Source organism: Paenibacillus sp. LPE1-1-1.1, from assembly GCF_040676435.1.
Taxonomy (GTDB): Bacteria; Bacillota; Bacilli; order Paenibacillales; family Paenibacillaceae; genus Pristimantibacillus.
The window spans coordinates 1,722,050-1,739,795 of the sequence record NZ_JBEGHY010000001.1 but is presented as its reverse complement, the minus strand read 5'-3'; the positions used below and the strand labels follow the sequence as shown (position 1 = coordinate 1,739,795).

18 protein-coding genes and 1 riboswitch are annotated in these 17,746 nt (G+C 45.5%); of the genes, 14 read left to right on the top strand and 4 right to left on the bottom strand.

Translation table 11 applies throughout. The annotated features are described in order from the left end of the window. The first annotated feature begins 6 nt into the window (after positions 1–6). The 3 genes from MRBLPE1_RS07585 to MRBLPE1_RS07575 all read left to right on the top strand — a co-directional run bounded on the left by MRBLPE1_RS07585 (position 7) and on the right by MRBLPE1_RS07575 (position 3,958). A complete protein-coding gene (locus tag MRBLPE1_RS07585) occupies positions 7–2,313 on the top strand; it encodes a right-handed parallel beta-helix repeat-containing protein (RefSeq protein ID WP_364143561.1) in 2,307 nt (768 codons plus the stop codon). 140 nt (positions 2,314–2,453) lie between these two features. Then, positions 2,454–3,521, top strand: coding sequence for a UDP-glucose 4-epimerase GalE (galE, locus tag MRBLPE1_RS07580; protein ID WP_364143559.1), 1,068 nt, complete (start codon positions 2,454–2,456; stop codon positions 3,519–3,521). A 178-nt stretch (positions 3,522–3,699) separates the two neighbouring features. Further along, positions 3,700–3,781, top strand: a riboswitch (cyclic di-GMP riboswitch). Between the two features lie 15 nt (positions 3,782–3,796). Further along, positions 3,797–3,958 (top strand): anti-repressor SinI family protein, encoded by a 162-nt coding sequence (locus MRBLPE1_RS07575; RefSeq protein ID WP_364143556.1) that lies wholly within the window; start codon positions 3,797–3,799, stop codon positions 3,956–3,958. Between the two features lie 14 nt (positions 3,959–3,972). On the opposite strand, the gene MRBLPE1_RS07570 is transcribed toward MRBLPE1_RS07575, so the two are convergent. Continuing rightward, positions 3,973–4,305 (bottom strand): helix-turn-helix domain-containing protein, encoded by a 333-nt coding sequence (locus MRBLPE1_RS07570; protein ID WP_364143553.1) that lies wholly within the window; start codon positions 4,303–4,305, stop codon positions 3,973–3,975. 401 nt (positions 4,306–4,706) lie between these two features. Between MRBLPE1_RS07570 and MRBLPE1_RS07565 the strand changes: the two genes are divergently transcribed. The 7 genes from MRBLPE1_RS07565 (at position 4,707) to MRBLPE1_RS07535 (ending at position 11,271) form a co-directional block, all read left to right on the top strand. Continuing rightward, positions 4,707–6,647: a lasso peptide isopeptide bond-forming cyclase gene (locus MRBLPE1_RS07565; protein WP_364143550.1), complete on the top strand. Its 1,941-nt coding sequence runs from the start codon at positions 4,707–4,709 to the stop codon at positions 6,645–6,647. Between the two features lie 15 nt (positions 6,648–6,662). Then, a complete protein-coding gene (locus MRBLPE1_RS07560; RefSeq protein WP_364143547.1) occupies positions 6,663–6,806 on the top strand; it encodes a paeninodin family lasso peptide in 144 nt (47 codons plus the stop codon). 83 nt (positions 6,807–6,889) lie between these two features. Further along, positions 6,890–7,822, top strand: a complete 933-nt coding sequence (locus MRBLPE1_RS07555) for an aldolase (protein ID WP_364143545.1) — start codon at positions 6,890–6,892, stop codon at positions 7,820–7,822. 3 nt (positions 7,823–7,825) lie between these two features. Further along, a complete protein-coding gene (locus MRBLPE1_RS07550) occupies positions 7,826–8,134 on the top strand; it encodes a lasso peptide biosynthesis PqqD family chaperone (protein ID WP_364143543.1) in 309 nt (102 codons plus the stop codon). Between the two features lie 15 nt (positions 8,135–8,149). After that, on the top strand, positions 8,150–8,608 hold the full coding sequence (locus MRBLPE1_RS07545) for a lasso peptide biosynthesis B2 protein (protein WP_364143540.1): 459 nt from the start codon (positions 8,150–8,152) through the stop codon (positions 8,606–8,608). A 20-nt stretch (positions 8,609–8,628) separates the two neighbouring features. Continuing rightward, entirely contained in the window at positions 8,629–10,434 is a 1,806-nt protein-coding gene (locus tag MRBLPE1_RS07540) for an ABC transporter ATP-binding protein (RefSeq protein WP_364143537.1), read from the top strand. A gap of 72 nt (positions 10,435–10,506) precedes the next feature. Further along, the gene (locus MRBLPE1_RS07535) at positions 10,507–11,271 is read left to right on the top strand and encodes a metallophosphoesterase (protein WP_364143535.1); all 765 of its coding nucleotides are present in this window, start codon (positions 10,507–10,509) and stop codon (positions 11,269–11,271) included. 19 nt (positions 11,272–11,290) lie between these two features. Here MRBLPE1_RS07535 and MRBLPE1_RS07530 read toward each other — a convergent pair whose 3' ends face one another. Then, positions 11,291–12,178 carry an AraC family transcriptional regulator gene (locus tag MRBLPE1_RS07530; protein WP_364143532.1) on the bottom strand — a complete coding sequence of 296 codons (888 nt, stop codon included), beginning with the start codon at positions 12,176–12,178 and terminating at the stop codon, positions 11,291–11,293. A 125-nt stretch (positions 12,179–12,303) separates the two neighbouring features. Between MRBLPE1_RS07530 and MRBLPE1_RS07525 the strand changes: the two genes are divergently transcribed. The 3 genes from MRBLPE1_RS07525 (at position 12,304) to MRBLPE1_RS07515 (ending at position 15,699) form a co-directional block, all read left to right on the top strand. Beyond that, positions 12,304–13,083 (top strand): phytanoyl-CoA dioxygenase family protein, encoded by a 780-nt coding sequence (locus MRBLPE1_RS07525; protein ID WP_364143530.1) that lies wholly within the window; start codon positions 12,304–12,306, stop codon positions 13,081–13,083. Positions 13,084–13,280: 197 nt separating this feature from the next. Next, positions 13,281–14,072, top strand: a complete 792-nt coding sequence (locus tag MRBLPE1_RS07520) for an alpha/beta hydrolase family protein (RefSeq protein ID WP_364143528.1) — start codon at positions 13,281–13,283, stop codon at positions 14,070–14,072. A 271-nt stretch (positions 14,073–14,343) separates the two neighbouring features. Beyond that, positions 14,344–15,699, top strand: a complete 1,356-nt coding sequence (locus MRBLPE1_RS07515) for a dicarboxylate/amino acid:cation symporter (protein WP_364143525.1) — start codon at positions 14,344–14,346, stop codon at positions 15,697–15,699. A gap of 143 nt (positions 15,700–15,842) precedes the next feature. On the opposite strand, the gene MRBLPE1_RS07510 is transcribed toward MRBLPE1_RS07515, so the two are convergent. After that, the gene (locus tag MRBLPE1_RS07510) at positions 15,843–16,121 is read right to left on the bottom strand and encodes a hypothetical protein (protein WP_364143522.1); all 279 of its coding nucleotides are present in this window, start codon (positions 16,119–16,121) and stop codon (positions 15,843–15,845) included. 51 nt (positions 16,122–16,172) lie between these two features. After that, the gene (locus tag MRBLPE1_RS07505; protein WP_364143520.1) at positions 16,173–16,469 is read right to left on the bottom strand and encodes a DUF3055 domain-containing protein; all 297 of its coding nucleotides are present in this window, start codon (positions 16,467–16,469) and stop codon (positions 16,173–16,175) included. Positions 16,470–16,706: 237 nt separating this feature from the next. Here MRBLPE1_RS07505 and MRBLPE1_RS07500 point away from each other — a divergent pair, with 237 nt between their 5' ends. Beyond that, positions 16,707–17,705 (top strand): HRDC domain-containing protein, encoded by a 999-nt coding sequence (locus tag MRBLPE1_RS07500; RefSeq protein WP_364143517.1) that lies wholly within the window; start codon positions 16,707–16,709, stop codon positions 17,703–17,705. The last annotated feature ends 41 nt before the right edge of the window (positions 17,706–17,746 follow it).

Here is a 17,746-nt window from a genome sequence, read left to right as displayed (position 1 = left end):
AAGGCTATGAATCAACATACGTCTTACCGCATAGAGCTAGACCGTTTTAATATAAGCAATGATGGATCCAATGCAGCTGAAACGACTAAAGGCATTAATGAAGCAATAATGTGGGCCAAGCAGCAGGGCTACTCCCATGTCGTTCTTCCGAGCGGAACCTTTAACGTGAAGCTGGATCCTAGCACTCTAGTAGCGATTAATATGCAGAGCGGCATGTATTTTGAGCTTGAGCAGGACTCTGTCATTGCACTTGAAGCGAATTCATCGCCAAATTATTCGATTATTGATATGAGAGCGATTCAATACGCAAAAGTGTCCGGCGGCAAACTGGTTGGCGACAAAAAGACGCATGTATACGAAATTTTTGTGAAGTTTGTTCGAGGCGGGGTTAATGCGGATGGGACATTGAATAATGATCCAAACTGGATTCGCAGCGAAGTGATTGACCGGTATGCTAACCCAGGACTTCTTGCGAGCTTTCGGCTGTGGAACATACCGGGCGTTAATGCTTCTGCCTATCATTTCTATCAATACAAAGATACGATATCAAAAGCAACGCTGACGGGCTCCCGCAATAATGGAGTATTCGCGCCAGCCGGCGCTGCCGGAAGAGGATGGTTCCTTAACGAAGAGAAAGATTTAAGCAAAAACAATAAAATGATTTTTGCGATTCCATTGACGTCACCTCTTACCGATGCTCAAATAACAGCAATTCAAGCCAAGGTAGACAATTCCTACTTTACGCATGAAAGTGGATGCGGCATAGGCATATTCGGTTCTAGCAATATTGAGATTAGTAATACTGAAATTACGGATTGTACGGGGGACGGCATTTTTACAGGTTGGGAGAAATACCAAATCGATCCAGCTATGTATTCGCAAGAGCAGATGGGACGGCAAATACGCATTCATGATTGCCATATACACCATTGCCGGAGACAAGGAATATCAATAACGTCCACCAGCGACACGCATATTTTCCGTAACAAAATTCATCATATCGGCTATGACGAAGACGGTGTAACGACAAACTTCAGAAACGGTACGCCTCCAATGTTCGGTATCGATATCGAATCTATGTATGGGGAGACCAATATTCCTTATAAATCAGCAGAACGTCCAAATGGAATAGAGCTTAATTATCGAATTTTTGTATCAGAAAATCATATTTATAGCAATGCGAGGGGACATTTCGTTAATGCTGACGGCACCTATGTCACGGTTTCTAAAAATACGTTCGAAGGCGGTAACGTCGGGGGCATAAGCTCTAATCCTAATTTTCCTTATGTTAAATATTTGGATAATACGTTTATTGGCTGCGAGCTTTGGGTGCAAGGAGATAACTTTGTAAACGGTGCCGTTATTCAAAACGGTAATTTAAAGTTTTTGGATGTAAGAGGGGCAGTTGTCCAAAACTGCAAAGTCGCGAATGGCTCCGTTTATGGGTCAAGTGTTTACGGGTACTTCGGATCGCCGACGGTAAACATGGCTACAGGGACCTTTACTCTTAAAGCAGCGCACGGCATGGGCAATGGCGCGCAGGTTTCATTTGAACAATGGATAGGTAAAGTTCCGTCAGGAATCAGTGTCGATAAACTATATTATACCGTCAATGTCACTTCGTTAAGCTTTCAGGTTTCTGAGACGCCGGGGGGAGCGCCGGTGATGGTTACGGACGCCGGTCAAGCAGGCTTTCATGTAGGAAGATTCAATTATGGTAGATGTTATATCACAAATATTACGATAGAGAGGGATTGGCGCAAAGATAATGCATCAACGCCAAACTTTAATATATTGGCCGCAGGCGCCGTGATTAAAAATGCAACCATAAAAAACTATGATGTTGCGGTCTCGGTTCCTCAAGATTATGCTGGACGTCCCAATATCATTGAAGGTCTTACCGTCATTGAGGGCTCAGCTAGATTTGAAGGCTGCCATGTCAGCAACAGCGAGTTTCTGAGAGCAAAAACTCCTGCGTTAGGCAATAGCGATGTCCAATTAGGCTCCACCGATGCCAAATATAAGAGACAGATTACCATGCGCAACGGCTTGTTTCAAAATTTAGGCTTGGTGCTGGACGGTAACGCGGTCGTGACAGGCTCAACCTTTTTGAATGCATCTGTCGGAAAAGCCGATAACACGAACAAAGCTGCAATTGTGCAATCACATTTCGAGAACAGTAAAATCAATCTCCACTGGCTGCGCCAAAATCAATCCGTGACCATAGCGAAGTCTGTTTTCAAAGGGGTTACGGTTGCCGGTACTGCTCCTTACGTCAGGCTGGTAGACAACACCGATCTAGGCAGCGTTTAATGAAATTAAATGCCGCGGTTTATAAAAATAAAATAAACTTCCCTGGAGATATTTCACGCTTCAGGGATTTTTTTTGATATAATGAGCATGAAAATGGTATAAACTTGCTTCATTTAGAGAGATTAATAAGGAGTGATGAAATGGCAATTTTAGTTACCGGCGGTGCGGGTTACATTGGAAGCCATACTTGCGTCGAACTTTTGGAAGCGGGTTACGAGGTTGTTGTCGTAGATAATTTGTCCAATAGCAGCCGTATTTCTTTGGATAGAGTAGAAGAAATCACAAACAAACCATTTACGTTTTACCACATGGACATTATGGACCGCAGCGGTCTGGAAGAGGTCTTCAGCAACCATTCCATCGAGGCCGTGATTCATTTCGCAGGCCTGAAGGCGGTTGGCGAATCCGTTCGATTCCCGTTGTCCTATTACCATACGAACATAACAAGCACATTAGTATTGTGCGAGGTAATGAAGCAGCATGATGTACATAAGCTTGTATTCAGTTCGTCAGCAACCGTATACGGACTGCCGGAGCAGGTTCCGATATCAGAGGGCGTCCCATTAAGCGCAACCAATCCCTATGGCAGAACGAAGCTTATGCTCGAGCAAATACTACAAGATTTAGCGGAGTCAAGCGAGCAGTGGGGAATTTCGATCTTACGTTATTTTAATCCGATTGGCGCCCATAAAAGCGGAAAAATCGGCGAAAACCCGAATGGAATTCCAAATAATCTTATGCCATACATATCTCAAGTAGCTGTCGGAAAGCTCAAGCAGGTTAATGTATTCGGAAGCGACTACGAAACCGTAGACGGTACAGGCGTGAGGGATTATATCCACGTTGTGGATCTCGCCAGAGGACATCTGAAGGCGTTAGAGAAAATTATGAATAAATCAGGCGTAGATATATTTAACCTCGGAACAGGACGCGGCTACAGCGTGCTGGAGATGATTGCGGCGTTCGAGAAGGTATCCGGCAGAAGAATCCCGTATGCGCTCATTGAGCGCAGACCCGGCGATATTGCGATCTGTTACGCGGATACAGCGAAGGCAAATGAGGAGCTGAACTGGACCGCGACGTATGGAATTGAAGAAATGTGCGAAGATTCCTGGCGCTGGCAGCATTCTAATCCTAACGGCTACGGGGAAGACGAGTTTTCCATATCGGAACGTGAATCAGCTGGTTACATTAAAGCCGCGCAATAAAAATCGGTATTTCAAACGTAGTTACTCAGCCCTAAACGATCCTGGTTCATTGATTCCATTCCATTTAATATTGCTTAAAGTCTTTCGACAAAAAATGTAATTATCTATCAAATTTGTAAGACATGAAGCGACAGCATGCGCAATTTTGGTGGTCTATAATACATATAAGCGAGTGACAAGCATAGGGAGACGTTGAAATGCGTTTAGTATCTGGGCACCTTAAACGCATGGAGTCAGTGGTGCAACCGTCCCAAAATGAATGGGGGACATGGGATATGGTACTTGTAAAATCAGAGGACAATCAGGACTTGGATATGGAGTGGGTAGCATTAATCATGAATGCACGTTCTTTGGGGTTCAGCAAGGAAGACGTGCGCAAGGTATTGCTATGTCTTGAGGAAAGCAAAAAAGACGATATTCAAGAAACTGCCGTATAAAAGTGAAAAAAGCGCTATTCGCGCTTAATTTTCCATTTATTGAATTCTAAAAATTCCTTAAACTGATCCTTGCTCACGCCGGAAGCCATAGCTTCTCTCACTAGGTCAGCCCATTCCGTATCCAAATGGTCGGGCATGCGATCAGTTTTTTCGTCGTTATTGAGAAATTCTTCGACCGTTACATTCAAAACGGCGCCTACCTTTTCGAGAAATTGAATCGAAGGATTTTGCTGGAGCCCTCGTTCAATGGAGCTTAAGTAAGATTTTGCGACGCCTGCCCTTTGAGACAACTCAGTGAGGGATAGGCCTTTTCTCTTGCGCAGCATCTGAATGCGTTCTCCGATCATAACAAACTCCTCCGTTATCACATCGTTGTAGACTAGTCTTATTATAACGAATTATTCTTAATTGCGAAAGCTTGTATGTTATAACTCACATTAATTTTTATACAGAAAAAAGAAACCATTTATTATTAACAATAAGTGGGTGTTTTGGTGTGTGATTTTTTTGTTTTTATCTGGGATAATGCATTTCAAAAAACATGATTGCTTTGAGAAAAAAATATTGTTTTCAATAAAGAACAATAATCGTTGATTAGTGCGAAATAATCGTGGTTAAGTTGTTGACAAAGGCAAAATTACGGTGTAATATGCACTTATGTTCTTTATTAAGAACTAATTGACGAATAAACGGTTTCGGATATTGTTCCGTATAAAGAACGATTTTTGATACCCCACCGGAGGAAATGATGAGCGCTATCGCAGGAGTTTTACAAACTGACAATGGCAGTAATGCATGGAAGCAAGGCAGCGTATTAATGGAAGCTTTATCTCATTATCCTTGTGATACGGCACAGGCTTGGCATGAGGATGATATTTTTCTAGGCTGCCATAACCAGTGGATTACTCCAGAGTCAATTGGCGAGCGCAATCCTTTTTTCGATAAGGAAAGAGGATTGGTCATAACTGCGGATGCCATTATTGATAACCGGTCAGAGTTATTTAACCAGCTGCAGGTGGATCTTCACCTAAGAGAACAAATGTCAGATAGTCAGCTGATTCTGCTTGCTTACCATAGATGGGGAGAGACTACTCCTGTCCATTTGGTTGGTGATTTTGCTTTTATGATCTGGGACTGCCGCGAGCGAAAACTGTATGGCGCAAGAGATTTCTCAGGCGGCCGAACGTTATACTACCACTGTAATCGGGATCGCTTCGTATTTTGTACGACGATCAAACCTCTACTCACGCTTCCAGGCGTGAAGAAGGAACTTAATGAAGCATGGCTCGCTGAATTTCTTGCGATATCCGGTATGGTTGATGTTGCCGATGCTTCGCAAACCATCTATAAAAATATCGAACAGCTTCCCCCCTCTCATACGATTACAATATCATCTGAGCGAATCAAACTAGAAAGATATCACCAAATTAATCCCGATGAGCGCATTCGTTTCAAATCGAATAATGATTATATCGAAGCGTTTCAAGATGTGTTTCAACAAGCAGTGACTTCAAGATTAAGGACTCATCGTCATGTTGGGGCGCAGCTTAGCGGAGGTTTGGACTCTGGAGCCATCGTAAGCTTCGCATCTAAGGAATTGCTTCCGAATAATAAAAAGCTGCATACGTTTAGTTTTGTGCCGACAAGTGATTTCGTTGATTACACTTCAAAATACATGATAACAAATGAAAGACCCTATATAGAATCAACAGTTGGGTACGTTGGAGGAATTAAGGATCACTATCTGGATTTCCATGGAAGAGATTCTTATTCTGAGATAGATGATTTTCTAGAAATTATGGAAATGCCCTACAAGTTTTTTGAGAATTCTTTTTGGATGAAAGGGATGTTCGAGAAGGCCGAGGAGCAGGGCGTGGGCGTGCTCCTTAATGGAGGCAGAGGGAATTTATCTATTTCTTGGGGGGCAGCCATTCCTTATTACGCCACACTGTTGAAAAAAATGAAATGGATCAAGCTGCTTCGCGAAATGCGACAGTACAGTTTGAATATCGGTTCAGGTCGAGCACATGTATTTTCAAGCGTCAGCCGTGCGGCTTTTCCGATCATTGAGCAGCTGCGGCCTCATACAGAGCAATATCATTATCCGGCGATTATTCATCCTGAGTTTGCTAAAAAAACGGATGTGTTTCAACGCCTTAGAGAGTACGGTATTAATGAAACGGGATGGTTTGCAGCGAAAAATGTATATGAAGAAAGAAAAAGTCATTTTAACGAAGTCTTTCATTGGAATGCCGGCAATACATTATCGACAAAGCTTTCATTAAGACATTCCTTATGGAAGCGCGACCCGACCAATGATCTAAGGGTGATTCAGTTTTGTTTGTCGCTTCCAGAGAGTCAATACGTTCAGAACGGAATGGATCGCGCATTGGTTAGGCGTGCAACCGAAAAGCTGTTACCCGATCAGGTGAGGCTGAACCAGCGTACGAGAGGAGTGCAAGGGGCGGATTGGGTGCATCGCATGCTGCCGAAATGGCACGCATTCACCGATGAACTGCGGCAAATGAGCGAGGATCGATCGTTTATGTCGTTCATCGACGCAAGGGTAATGCAAACATCCCTTTCAGGTTTGCTGGAAGGCGTCCAGCCAATGCATGCCATTGATCCGAACTTTAAATTGCTTATGCGTACCCTTATTGTTTATCGGTTTCTTAAAAAAATGATTTGAAGGGAGGTGACAAACATGCAAGCAAAAAAACAATGGAACAAACCTGAACTAGAGGTCCTTCATGTACATATGACGGCAGCTTCTACTAAAAATGGTCCTTTGACTGATGAGGCATACGTGCCGGGTCAATATTCCGACAACCCACGTTTCACTAGCTAAGTCATTATGAATGTTATGAAAAGGAAAGCCCTTATACATTTGGTGTATATGGGCTTTCTAGCTATTATCAAGGAAATGACGGAGTGAGGACATTGTTGCTAACAGAAACGAAGATAGTGTACAAAGCATTTGGTTTAACCATTGCAAGCGAGCTTGCGCTGCCGGAGCTATCTAGTATCTCAGGAGAAAGCGAGTCTATCGATATTCAGATCGTTATTGACGGCTCTCTTTCAAAAAAAATAGAAATCATGCCATATGACTTTGTTGTCGAGAATAAGACCGTAACCGTGAATATGCCGGATGCGGGAATTTTTCGGATTGAAAACGGCGACAGGATAATCCTTGCTCCCAATGAAGGCGCAGATGAGGACTTGATTCGGCTCTACGTGCTTGGAACCTGTATTGGTGCCTTGCTGCTGCAGCGCGGCGTTTATCCTCTCCACGGCAGTGCTATTGCTATTGATGGTAAAGCCTACGCTTTCGTTGGCCACTCAGGTGCCGGAAAATCAACGCTGGCCTCCGCTTTCATAAAAAAAGGCTATTCGCTTTTAAGCGATGACGTTATTGCCGTTTCGCAATCTGCGGCAGATCCTGTACCGCTTGTTATTCCGGCTTATCCCCAGCAGAAGCTATGGCAGCAAAGCTTAGATGCATTTGGGCTCAGCAACGATGAGCTTAGGACGATTTACGGCAGGGAAACAAAATTTTGCATTCCGGTCGAAGCCGATTTTTGCTCAATGGCGTTGCCGCTAGCAGGGGTGTTTGAGCTAACAATGACGGATGCAACGTCGGTTGCCATTCATTCTATTCCTAAGCTTGGTCGTCTGGATATTCTGTTTCAGCATACATACAGGAATTTTTTGGTACAAAAGCTAGATTTAACGCGTTGGCATTTTACACGCTCAGCCGCCCTTGCGACGGATTTGCCTATGTATCATCTACAAAGGCCGACGTCGGGTTTTACGGCACCGGAGCTGGTCGATCTCATTATAAATACGATTCATACGGGGGATTAGAAGATGACAAAGAACCAAGCGATCATCATTCATACTTTATTATTGGAGCAGCTCATTGTACAAGACAGCAACAACATCGTTAGCGATATGGGTGGGGAAAAAGTGGTTTTGAGCATAGAGAACGGCAAATATTATAATCTCGGAACGATGGGCAGCCAAATTTGGGATTTGATAAAAGAGCCTGTCGCGATCTCAGCTGTCGTAGAGGCATTGCTGGAGCAATATGAAGTAGCTAAAGAAGTGTGCGAGGAGCAGGTGCTCTCCTTTTTGTCCCATCTGCTGGAAGAACGACTCGTTCATATTAAAGCTTAGTTAAGCGGTGATATGATGGGAAAGCTGATGAAATTGAGAGTGCTGCTTTCACTGGATTTCAAGACGATGCTTCTATTAATAGAAGCGACCCTTTTATTAGGCTGGGCACGGCTTCGCATACGCTATCAGCCATTTGGCAAAATAGCTCCTTCACTAGGACAATACATGAAAGAATCCTTGACTGAAGCATCGGCGGAGCACAGAGAAACCTTGGTTCGGATCAGAACTGCCATCCATCTGGCCAGCAGGCATACGCCTTGGGATAGCAAATGTCTTGCCCGAGCCATGGCAGGTATGCAGATGCTTAAAAGGCGGGGCATTAGCAGTACGCTGTACTTAGGAACGACAAAGGACGAAACGGGTAAACTGATCGCGCATGCTTGGCTGCGAAGCGGTCCCCTCTATGTAAGCGGAGCTGAAGAAATGCATCGGTTTACGGTCACAGGCATGTTTGCCCAAGCAACCTATTACTAGTTACGGAAAGTGATGAAGCGATGAATCATCTCATGTATTTCTCCAAAAAACTGCATGCATACGGCGGCAAGGTGCTTTACTTGAATCTCTTCGGGATGATGCTTGTCGGATTACTTGACGGAGCAAGCATATTGTTGTTAGCGCCTTTGCTTAGCGTTATAGGCATCGTCAATATTCCGCTGTCATCATTCCCCGGTATTGCGTGGCTATCGTCACTGCAAGAGCTTCCGAAAGAGAGAGCTCTTTTCATTATTTTATTGTTATACGTTGGGCTTGTCGCTTTACAGGGAATAATCGGACGTAATCTAAGTCTTCGGGAAATTCGGATACATACAGGTTTTGTGAATAGCATACGTTTGGAGCTTTACCGTGCGCTGCTGCAAGCGAATTGGGGATTCTTCCTTAAGAAGAGAAAGACGGATCTTATTAATTCGTTGACGGGCGAGCTGGGACGTGTGACTAACGGCGCTTTTTTATCTCTGCAGCTAATCGCGTCCTCTGTGTTTACGGTCATACAAGTTGGTATTGCTTTGTTTGTTTCGGTCAAAATGACATTGTTCGTTCTAGGCTGCGGATTGGTTATTGCGTTTCTCTCCAGAAGATTCATCAAGCAATCCAGGGTGATCGGAGCCGCAACAACGGAGCTGGCTCAAAGCTACATGGCTGGCATCACCGATCATTTTAATGGGATGAAGGATATTAAAAGCAATTTGCTCGAAGCCTCGCGTTATCGCTGGCTGCTCGGCTGGTCAGAGAAGATCGCGCAGGAAAGGTATGAAAGCTCAAAAGTGCGAAGCAACTCGCAGCTTTTTTACAAGCTGTTCTCGGCTATCATGATCGCCGGTTTTGTATTTGGTTCGGTGATGCTTTTTCAAAGCCAAGGAGGCTATTTATTGCTGATTATGGTCATTTTCTCGCGATTATGGCCGCGTTTTACAGGGATCCAATCGAATATAGAGCAAGTCGCTTCAGCTCTGCCTGCCTTCAAAATGTTGATGGAGCTTCAAGAGCAATGCTTGAGCAGCAGGGAGCTGCTGGAAGCCGATATATTGGGCGGAGAATCGACTCAGCCGCTAAAGCTCAACCACCAGCTCGAATGCCGCCAGGTATATTTTCGTTACGACCGGCAGCAGCCTGAGTTTACGTTGGAAGCTATCAACCTGCAAATCCCCGCTAATGGCATGACAGCCATTGTTGGTCAATCGGGTGCAGGTAAAAGCACATTAATCGACCTGATGATGGGACTTATGAAGCCAGAGCTCGGTCAGGTTCTTATCGACGGCAAGACGCTTTCCGACGAGGATCTATTATCGCTAAGAAGAACCATTAGCTATGTTCCTCAAGAGCCCTTTCTTTTCCATGGGACGATCAGGGAAAACTTGTTGATGGTCGATCCTAATGCGAATGATGAACAGATGTGGGAGGCTATGGAGTTTTCCTCAGCTGCCGAGTTTGTTTCAAAGCTGCCGCAAGGACTCGATACGATTATCGGAGATCGCGGTATACGTTTGTCAGGCGGGGAAAGACAGCGGCTCGTATTGGCAAGAGCTATTTTAAGAAGACCTTCCATCCTTATTCTCGATGAGGCGACGAGTGCTCTAGACAGCTTGAACGAGCTTAAAATCCAAGAAGCAATCGAGCGACTGAAAGGCATTATGACGGTTATTGTTATCGCGCATAGGCTTTCGACCATTCGGAATGCAGATCAGGTTATTGTGATCGAAAATGGTAAAATCGTGCAGACAGGCAGTTTCTTGCTTCTTGCAGAGGATAAGAAGGGACTGTTCAGCCGACTGCTGGGCAACCAGCTTCAGGTAGCTTTATAAAGTTATCTTTACTATACTGATAATAGCAGCTTTTTCATTTTAGGTATGGAATGACAGAATAGGAGGACGCATTTGGCTATTATACTAACCTTGGCAGTAACCGCGATTCTCTTATACCTGCTGTTTATTTTGCCGACGCAATGGTTAAAAATCGAAACGGTAACCCATCCGATCGGACTAGGGAAGCGTATTCTGCAAATTAGCGATTTGCATGTTGACAGGCTTCGCATTGGTGCGGAAAGCCTTCGGAAAACCATAGAGGACATTAAACCGGATTACATATTCCTGACAGGCGACTACACGTACAAAGAGAGCTATCTTCCCCGCACGGGGCACTATCTCAAAATGATTGCGGACTGCGGCGTTCCTGTATTTGCGGTATTAGGCAACCATGATTACGAGCTACCGCGTTTAAAACGGCTGTTAGAGCTTTTTCATGCGTATGATATTCGTGTACTGCGTAATGAGAATATTACGGTGGACGATTTTCAGCTGGTAGGCATTGATGATGATTGTACTCACCGCAGCCGTATCGCGCCTTCTTTTGAAGGGATCGACAGCGGCAAGCCCATCGTCATCATTACACATGATCCTAACGTGGTACTGAAGATCAATTATTCTTATGATTATTTAATGGCCGGCCATCTGCATGGAAAGCAGCTGAACGTGCCGTTCTTTTTTGCGTTTAAGCCCAAAGGCCCGCTGTCGGCTAAAGGAATTTACAAAGGACTCCATACGGGCCAGAACGGAACCTATTATATTTCAAAAGGCATCGGTCAAGCCGGGGTCAATGCCCGGTTTATGGTTAGAAGCGAAATCACGATACATGACCTATGAGGCGTTATGGTCAGAACGGTTATTCTTGTTCGATATTTCTGCGGCTTGCCTGCCGAAAAGCTGCAGGGGGAATGCCTTTAGCCTCAGCAAAGGTTCTTGTAAAATAATGTACGGATGAAAACCCGCAGCGTTCAGCAATGCTTTTTATGGGCATAATGGTTTGCGACAAGAGCTGCTCGGCCGCGCGTATCCGCTCATATCTCACGAGCATGGAGAATGACTCATGTATGCTCTGCGAGAATAGTCTGGAAAGATGCCGTTCCGATACATTAATATACCTTGCTACCTCGGATAGGCTCAAGTTTGCTCCCAAGTTGTCGCGTATATACAGCTTGGCGCGGCTGATGAGCATAGCAGCGTTAGAAGCGGGCAAAAGGGTTTCCGCGGTACTGTTCTTCCCGCCGACAAGCGTAGGGAAAGTAAGAATCAAGGCATGCGCAAGCTGGTTAATTAAAGAAATCGGAGCAGCAAGACCTTCGCCGTCTGGAAAGAGCAAAGCATGCCAAATGTGAACAGTCGGCGAATACTGCTGTTTCTCTGTCCAGATCGGTCCGCTATTCAGGGCTTGGTTGTAGTATTCGAATTCATCCGGCTTCGAAAGTTTCTCATCCAGCTCAAAGGCCACGAATAGTAAATCCAATTGGTCAACATCCCGAATTTGATGATAAATATTCGGGCGGGAACAAAATAGAACGCCTTCCCGCAAGGGGTAAGCATTGTCCCCCTCCTCGTAAACGCCAGTTCCTCCTGCAACGTAGCAAACCTCAAAAAATGAATGTTTGTGAACGGCATTCTCGATCAAACCTTTTACCGCTCCCCAATAATAAACATGAACGGTTAGGCTCTCCCCCTGAAGCAAGCGTGCGTACCGGTTGAGGCGCTCCTCGCTTTTTGGCCATGCATACATATAAACTACCAGCTCCTATGGCGTAATTTTGCAAAAGTATGTCCTTGGCGGGTAAATACGAATTTACGATATGCCGCCTATAATTAACGTATATTCAAACTAATTATAGGATAAGGAGAATGGATATGAACGTCAATGATGATGTGCAATTTTACAAGGAAAACGGGTATTTGCTGGTAAGAGGCGTGTTTAATGAGGAAGAGGTGCTGGAGATGAGAGCGGCGGTTGAGAGGATCATTAATCGCGCAGCTCAGAATCAAGCGGATGCGAACCATGCTTGGCAGGGCGATTTCCTTCCCCCGGAGCAGTTGAAGAAGCTGGTGCTGAAAGGCTTTCACGATGTGCATTACCATGACGCGGCCTTTACGAGAGCAGTCATTCATCCGAAAATGACGGCCGTTCTGAACAAAATCATCGGTCCCAATGTTCAGCTCCATCATTCCAAAATGCTCGTGAAGCCTCCTGCGAATGGCGCTGCATTCCCGATGCATCAAGACTTCCCGTATTTTCCGCATCATAACCATTCCATGCTGGCTGCCAGCGTGCATTTAGATGACGCGGATGAGGAGAACGGCTGCTTGGCGGTGATTCCCGGTTCGCATCTGCAAGGACCTTTGCCGCATGTGGGCAAACACTATCTTAATCATAAGGAGTATCCGATCTCCTCGGGAACGCTTTGTCCGGCTAAAGCAGGCGATGTATTGTTTTTCAACTACTTGACGATTCATGGCTCGGATGTGAACCGTAGTGAAAGAACGCGCAGAAATGTTCTTTTCCAATATCGTGACGCAGCGGATAAACCATCGGAGCAGGTTCATTTTGATTGGGGCATGGGCCTAATGGTGAGCGGCGAAAATACGGATTTTCAAAACGTTAAGCCGAATTTTGAACTTAAAAACGTATAGTAACTTCACGATTTAACTTTTTCGCATTGACAAAACTAGGCAGACTTGTTATTATTCAAACATTACCAAGTAAGTCTATGTGTATTATTGTATTAGATTAATAAATTAAAAAGCAATACATGCGACCGTAAAAACGGAGGTGTCCTTTTTCCAAAGGATTGCCTCCTTTTTTTATTATTGATTAAGGAGTGATGAAAATGACCGAGAGAACGATTGTGTCACAGCCTTTTGAGATCAATTTAACCGAGCAGCTCATTTTGCGGGGCAAAGTAAAGACGCTGGAGGGAGGGGTTGCGAGACCCGTTGTGATAATTGCGCATGGCTATAGAGGCTTTCAGGATTGGGCATTTTGGCCAGAGGTAACGGAGAGTTTAGCTGAGAAGGGTTTTTATGCAATCAGTTTTGACTTTTCGCGCGTTACTGCCAAAGAAAACGGACTTGCGGAGGAGCGCGTGGCCGAAGCGAGCACCGTTTCGCAAGAGCTTGTTGATCTTGATGTAATCATACAGCATGTGAAGCAAGGCCTGCTTCCGCTAAGCCATGAGGCGGATGCCAACCGAATTGCGGTTATCGGGCACAGCAGGGCAGGAAGCAGCAGTCTCATTCTGGCAGCGGAGCAGCCAGAGAATGTGCAAGCTGTCGTCGTATGGAATGGCGGATCAACGCCAGCCAGAGGAGCTGACGGGCAAAATGTGACGAGGCTCCAGCAGCTCGTAACGGAGGATGCGGTGGTGAATAAGGAAAGATTTGATTTGCTGACACAATTCAAATCGTTGAGACAGCCGGCGCTAATTGTACAAGGAAGCAGCGATAACGAACGGTTGCTTGCGGTGAATAAGCAGCTGAAGGAGTCGAGTCCGGAACAAACTTTTGTTACGATTGAAGGAGCGGATCATGTGTTTGGCGTGCTGCATCCTTATGAGGGAGCCACGCTGTATTTATCAGAAGCTCTTCAAGCGACGGTCGATTTTCTGAAAAAAGTATATTAATTACTTTCTAAGTTTATAGAGACGCGGAGCAACCGGGCTTGAACCGGTTGCACCGCGTCTCTTTCTCTTTTTCTATTGTTTAGTTATTAATATAAAGGGTACGTATAGTTGAATGACAGCTGCGGAAAAATCATATTGACATAAAAGAAAAACCGATGATATATTGTTCTACGTAAAGTAAAGTAATCTCATCGGGATTGTATGCTTATTAATCTAGAAGCAATTTGTACATCATATCATAGAGAATTACAGAGGGGAAGATGGTTGTGTTATGGAAAATAATTTATTAACGGCTATTGAAAACAATTGGATTACCTTGTTGGTATCGGCCATACTTCTTGGCGGCCTTTATTACATGGCCAAAAAACGGGTAGGATTCGGAACACGGGTTTTAGTAGCCCTTGGACTGGGTTTAGTAGCAGGTATTATATTCAATACCTTTAAGCTGGATACGGAAGGCGTAGGCACAATCGGTTCGATCTATATCAACCTCATTCGAATGATTGTTATTCCGCTCGTTTTTGTCCTTGTCATCAACAGTATTATTTCGATTACGAACATTGAGTTTTTACGCAAGCTTAGCGTGAAGACCATTGCTTGGTTTTTAGCGACAACAGGCGTAGCTTCCATAATCGGACTACTTGTTGCGTCGGCAATAAGTCCAGGTGCAGGATTTGCATTAACGACACCTGAAAATTTCGAAGCACGCGAAGTGCCAAGCTTTTTCCAGGTGATATTGGATCAAGTGCCTTCTAATCCGATCAGTGATGCTGCAGAGGGTAAAGTCGTTCCAATCCTTATTTTCGCCTTATTCATTGCGGTCGCTATTGTCAAGATAGGTGCGAAAAACCCGGATTCCGTACAGCCTTTCAAAGCCTTTATTCAATCCGCAACGGTTATTATGCATCAAGTGGTTAAATTTGTTCTTCGCTTCACGCCGTACGGTGTTTATGCGCTGATTGCAGTTATGGCAGCCAGATACGGCTGGGAAACGCTTGAGCCGCTTGCGATGCTCATTGCGGTAAGTTATATCGCTCTCATTCTTCATTTCGTATTCGTATTCGGCGGCTTGGTAGCCTTCGTAGCGAAGGTTAATCCATTGAAGTTTTTCCGAAAAGCTTATCCGACTATCGCCGTTGCATTCACGACGCGCAGCAGCTTTGCTACGCTGCCTATCAATCTGGAGGTAATTACGAAACGCCTTCGCGTTTCGCCGAAAATCGCCAGCTTCGTAGCACCGCTTGGTGCGACGATGAACTTTAACGGCTGCGGCGGCATATGGCCTGCCATTGTATCGGTTTTCGTTTCGCAGGTGTATGGAATTACCCTTACTGCAACCGATTATGTGCTGATCGTTCTGGTTAGCGTAATTTCTTCGATCGGCGTTGCCGGCGTTCCTGGACCGGCTTCCATTTCGACAACGGTAGTCCTTACTGCCGTAGGCCTACCGCTTGAAGGTATTGCGCTAGTCGTAGCGGTTGAATCTTTGATCGATATGGGCCGTACGGCTGTTAATGCAACAGGTACGACGGTAACGGCATTGCTCGTAGCCGATTCCGAAGGCGAATTCGATCGCGATGCATTTAATCGCGGCGAAGAAGATGATCTTGAGCTTAATCCTGCGTAAAGCCTGCTCTACTGGGACCGTTACCTGCGAATGCTGGTGACGGTCTTTTGCGTCTAACCATAACTGCAATAGAAAAATCAAATAAGCAGAAAAAAGCCCTTGTCAGACACGCAATCGAGCGCGGCAGCAAGGGCTTTGGTTCTTTAAGGTTCGTCGTGTACTTCAGGGAACGCATGGTCGTATTCGTCTTCTCCGGGATACTCGCGAGACATTCCGGCATGAAGAGCGCGATTCTCATAGTCGAAGCGGTTGGATGACCGCTGGTCTATTCGCCAAGGCGTGCTTTTGCCAAGGGATTCCATCCGCAGGTCAGAGCCGTACGGACCATCCGGAAATTCCTCCGGAATCAAGTCATTACGCTGTGATTCAACTGTCGATACATCTGTATATGGCCGGCGATTTTCTTCCATAAATCGATCCATCAGCAGACTCCTCCCAAAATGGTATGTTATTACCATTTCAGTGTACCCCGATTAGTCTGTAAAATGCACCGTTCCCACAACAAAGTATAGGAATTGGGCGAGCTCGGAGGCTTCTTCCTCGGTGAGCTTAAACGTATATTCGAGATAGCCTTCCTCTTCAAGATCATCAGGGCCGATAATTGCCGTTTTTCCGAACTGGAGATCGGTTATCAGCTTCTTCCCATAAAAACGGCTTGTAGACGTGATGGCAAGATCAAAGCGCTTTAAGCTTGGTCCGATAAACGTGACATAGCGGGTTGATGTTTCTTCCGTTGAATCGGACATAAAATCAAAATCTGGCAACAGCATAAGGTATAGCCTCCACTCCATTAATACACTCATTATACAATAACAAAATGCTTGTAATAAAGAAATCATTATGATAGCATGAAGGCAATCGAATCATTGAACGTGAGGAAGCACCTCTTTTGCCCTAGGCAAAGGAGGTGCTTTTTTTTGTTTCCGGATGCTGTCTGCTTCCGGAATTGGACCTTCTCGTTCAATTCTTTCGCAAATTCATCTATTCATTGGAGGATTGAGATCAACATGCAAATCGTTTTTTTGAACACGTTCGAGAAGCCCGGAGAGGATCTAAATGTCGTAAGCGCGCAGCTGTCTATTTGTGAGAGCCAGGGAATTTGGTCTGTCATGTGGGTAGAAGGGGAAGAGGAAAGCGGAAATCCGCAAACCTGGTTCGAAGGCACTTCCTGGGAGGATATGATCGTTACATTCCGGCATGGCATTGCCAAGGTGATGGGGGAAGGCTATACGCCGATTATCGACGGCATGCTGGAGGACCGGCGGGGATCCGCTGGCAGCTTCGTGGCCATGCTGCAGTGCTACGGCGAGCTGCACGCTAACCCGGATCTCTTCCAAAAGCTCCGCGAATGGCGGCGTGCCAAAGCGGCTTCCGAGAAGCGCTCGGCTTATCTTGTCGCAACGAACCGCATGTTATGGATGATCAGTGCTTTTGTTCCAAAGACAGCGGAGGAGCTGACGCAGATTCCGGGATGGGGCAGCGCTAAGCATTCATCGTATGGAACGGAAGTGCTCGCGATTACGGACGAAGCTCTACGGGAGACGGAATTTCCGCTGCAATGGGTAGCCGAGAAGCTGGATTCCGCTATCTATACGCAGTGGCTTTACAAACAAAAGGAAACAAAATTTAAAACGCAGATGGACCGTCAACAAGCAAAAAAACATATTTTGGCAGCGGTACAGCAGGGCGTCTCTCTCGAGCAGCTCGGAGCCGAGCTCGAGCTCTCAAGACGCGAGCTGATGGACCGGATCGAGCAGTTGGAGCAAGAGGGCTACGATATGGAGTCGCTCATTTCCAGGGAGTTAAACGAGGTGCCGGAGGACGAGCAGCAGCTCGTATGGGAAGCGATGTCGTTGGTTGGCGACAAATATTTGAAGCCCGTTCTGCAGCAGGTATACGGAACTTCAGAGGCTTCGCAGCTCGATAAGCCGGTTGATGTGTTATATGAGCGTCTGCGGCTTATCAGGCTGCGATTCCGGAGGAGCCTGATTAGTAAGGCGGTTTAGAACCGTATACGAATTCAGAGGTCATCGTTTGCGAAATTTAC

Excerpts from the sequence above, each read along its gene's own strand:
- MRBLPE1_RS07565 (WP_364143550.1), top strand. The coding sequence starts at position 4,707 with ATGAGCGCTATCGCAGGAGTTTTACAAACTGACAATGGCAGTAATGCA.
- MRBLPE1_RS07570 (WP_364143553.1), bottom strand. The coding sequence starts at position 4,305 with ATGATCGGAGAACGCATTCAGATGCTGCGCAAGAGAAAAGGCCTATCC.
- MRBLPE1_RS07540 (WP_364143537.1), top strand. The coding sequence starts at position 8,629 with ATGAATCATCTCATGTATTTCTCCAAAAAACTGCATGCATACGGCGGC.
- MRBLPE1_RS07530 (WP_364143532.1), bottom strand. The coding sequence starts at position 12,178 with ATGTATGCATGGCCAAAAAGCGAGGAGCGCCTCAACCGGTACGCACGC.
- MRBLPE1_RS07525 (WP_364143530.1), top strand. The coding sequence starts at position 12,304 with ATGAACGTCAATGATGATGTGCAATTTTACAAGGAAAACGGGTATTTG.
- MRBLPE1_RS07575 (WP_364143556.1), top strand. The coding sequence starts at position 3,797 with ATGGTACTTGTAAAATCAGAGGACAATCAGGACTTGGATATGGAGTGG.
- MRBLPE1_RS07520 (WP_364143528.1), top strand. The coding sequence starts at position 13,281 with ATGACCGAGAGAACGATTGTGTCACAGCCTTTTGAGATCAATTTAACC.
- MRBLPE1_RS07505 (WP_364143520.1), bottom strand. The coding sequence starts at position 16,469 with ATGCTGTTGCCAGATTTTGATTTTATGTCCGATTCAACGGAAGAAACA.
- galE (WP_364143559.1), top strand. The coding sequence starts at position 2,454 with ATGGCAATTTTAGTTACCGGCGGTGCGGGTTACATTGGAAGCCATACT.
- MRBLPE1_RS07560 (WP_364143547.1), top strand. The coding sequence starts at position 6,663 with ATGCAAGCAAAAAAACAATGGAACAAACCTGAACTAGAGGTCCTTCAT.
- MRBLPE1_RS07510 (WP_364143522.1), bottom strand. The coding sequence starts at position 16,121 with ATGGATCGATTTATGGAAGAAAATCGCCGGCCATATACAGATGTATCG.
- MRBLPE1_RS07515 (WP_364143525.1), top strand. The coding sequence starts at position 14,344 with ATGGAAAATAATTTATTAACGGCTATTGAAAACAATTGGATTACCTTG.
- MRBLPE1_RS07500 (WP_364143517.1), top strand. The coding sequence starts at position 16,707 with ATGCAAATCGTTTTTTTGAACACGTTCGAGAAGCCCGGAGAGGATCTA.
- MRBLPE1_RS07545 (WP_364143540.1), top strand. The coding sequence starts at position 8,150 with ATGGGAAAGCTGATGAAATTGAGAGTGCTGCTTTCACTGGATTTCAAG.
- MRBLPE1_RS07585 (WP_364143561.1), top strand. The coding sequence starts at position 7 with ATGAATCAACATACGTCTTACCGCATAGAGCTAGACCGTTTTAATATA.
- MRBLPE1_RS07550 (WP_364143543.1), top strand. The coding sequence starts at position 7,826 with ATGACAAAGAACCAAGCGATCATCATTCATACTTTATTATTGGAGCAG.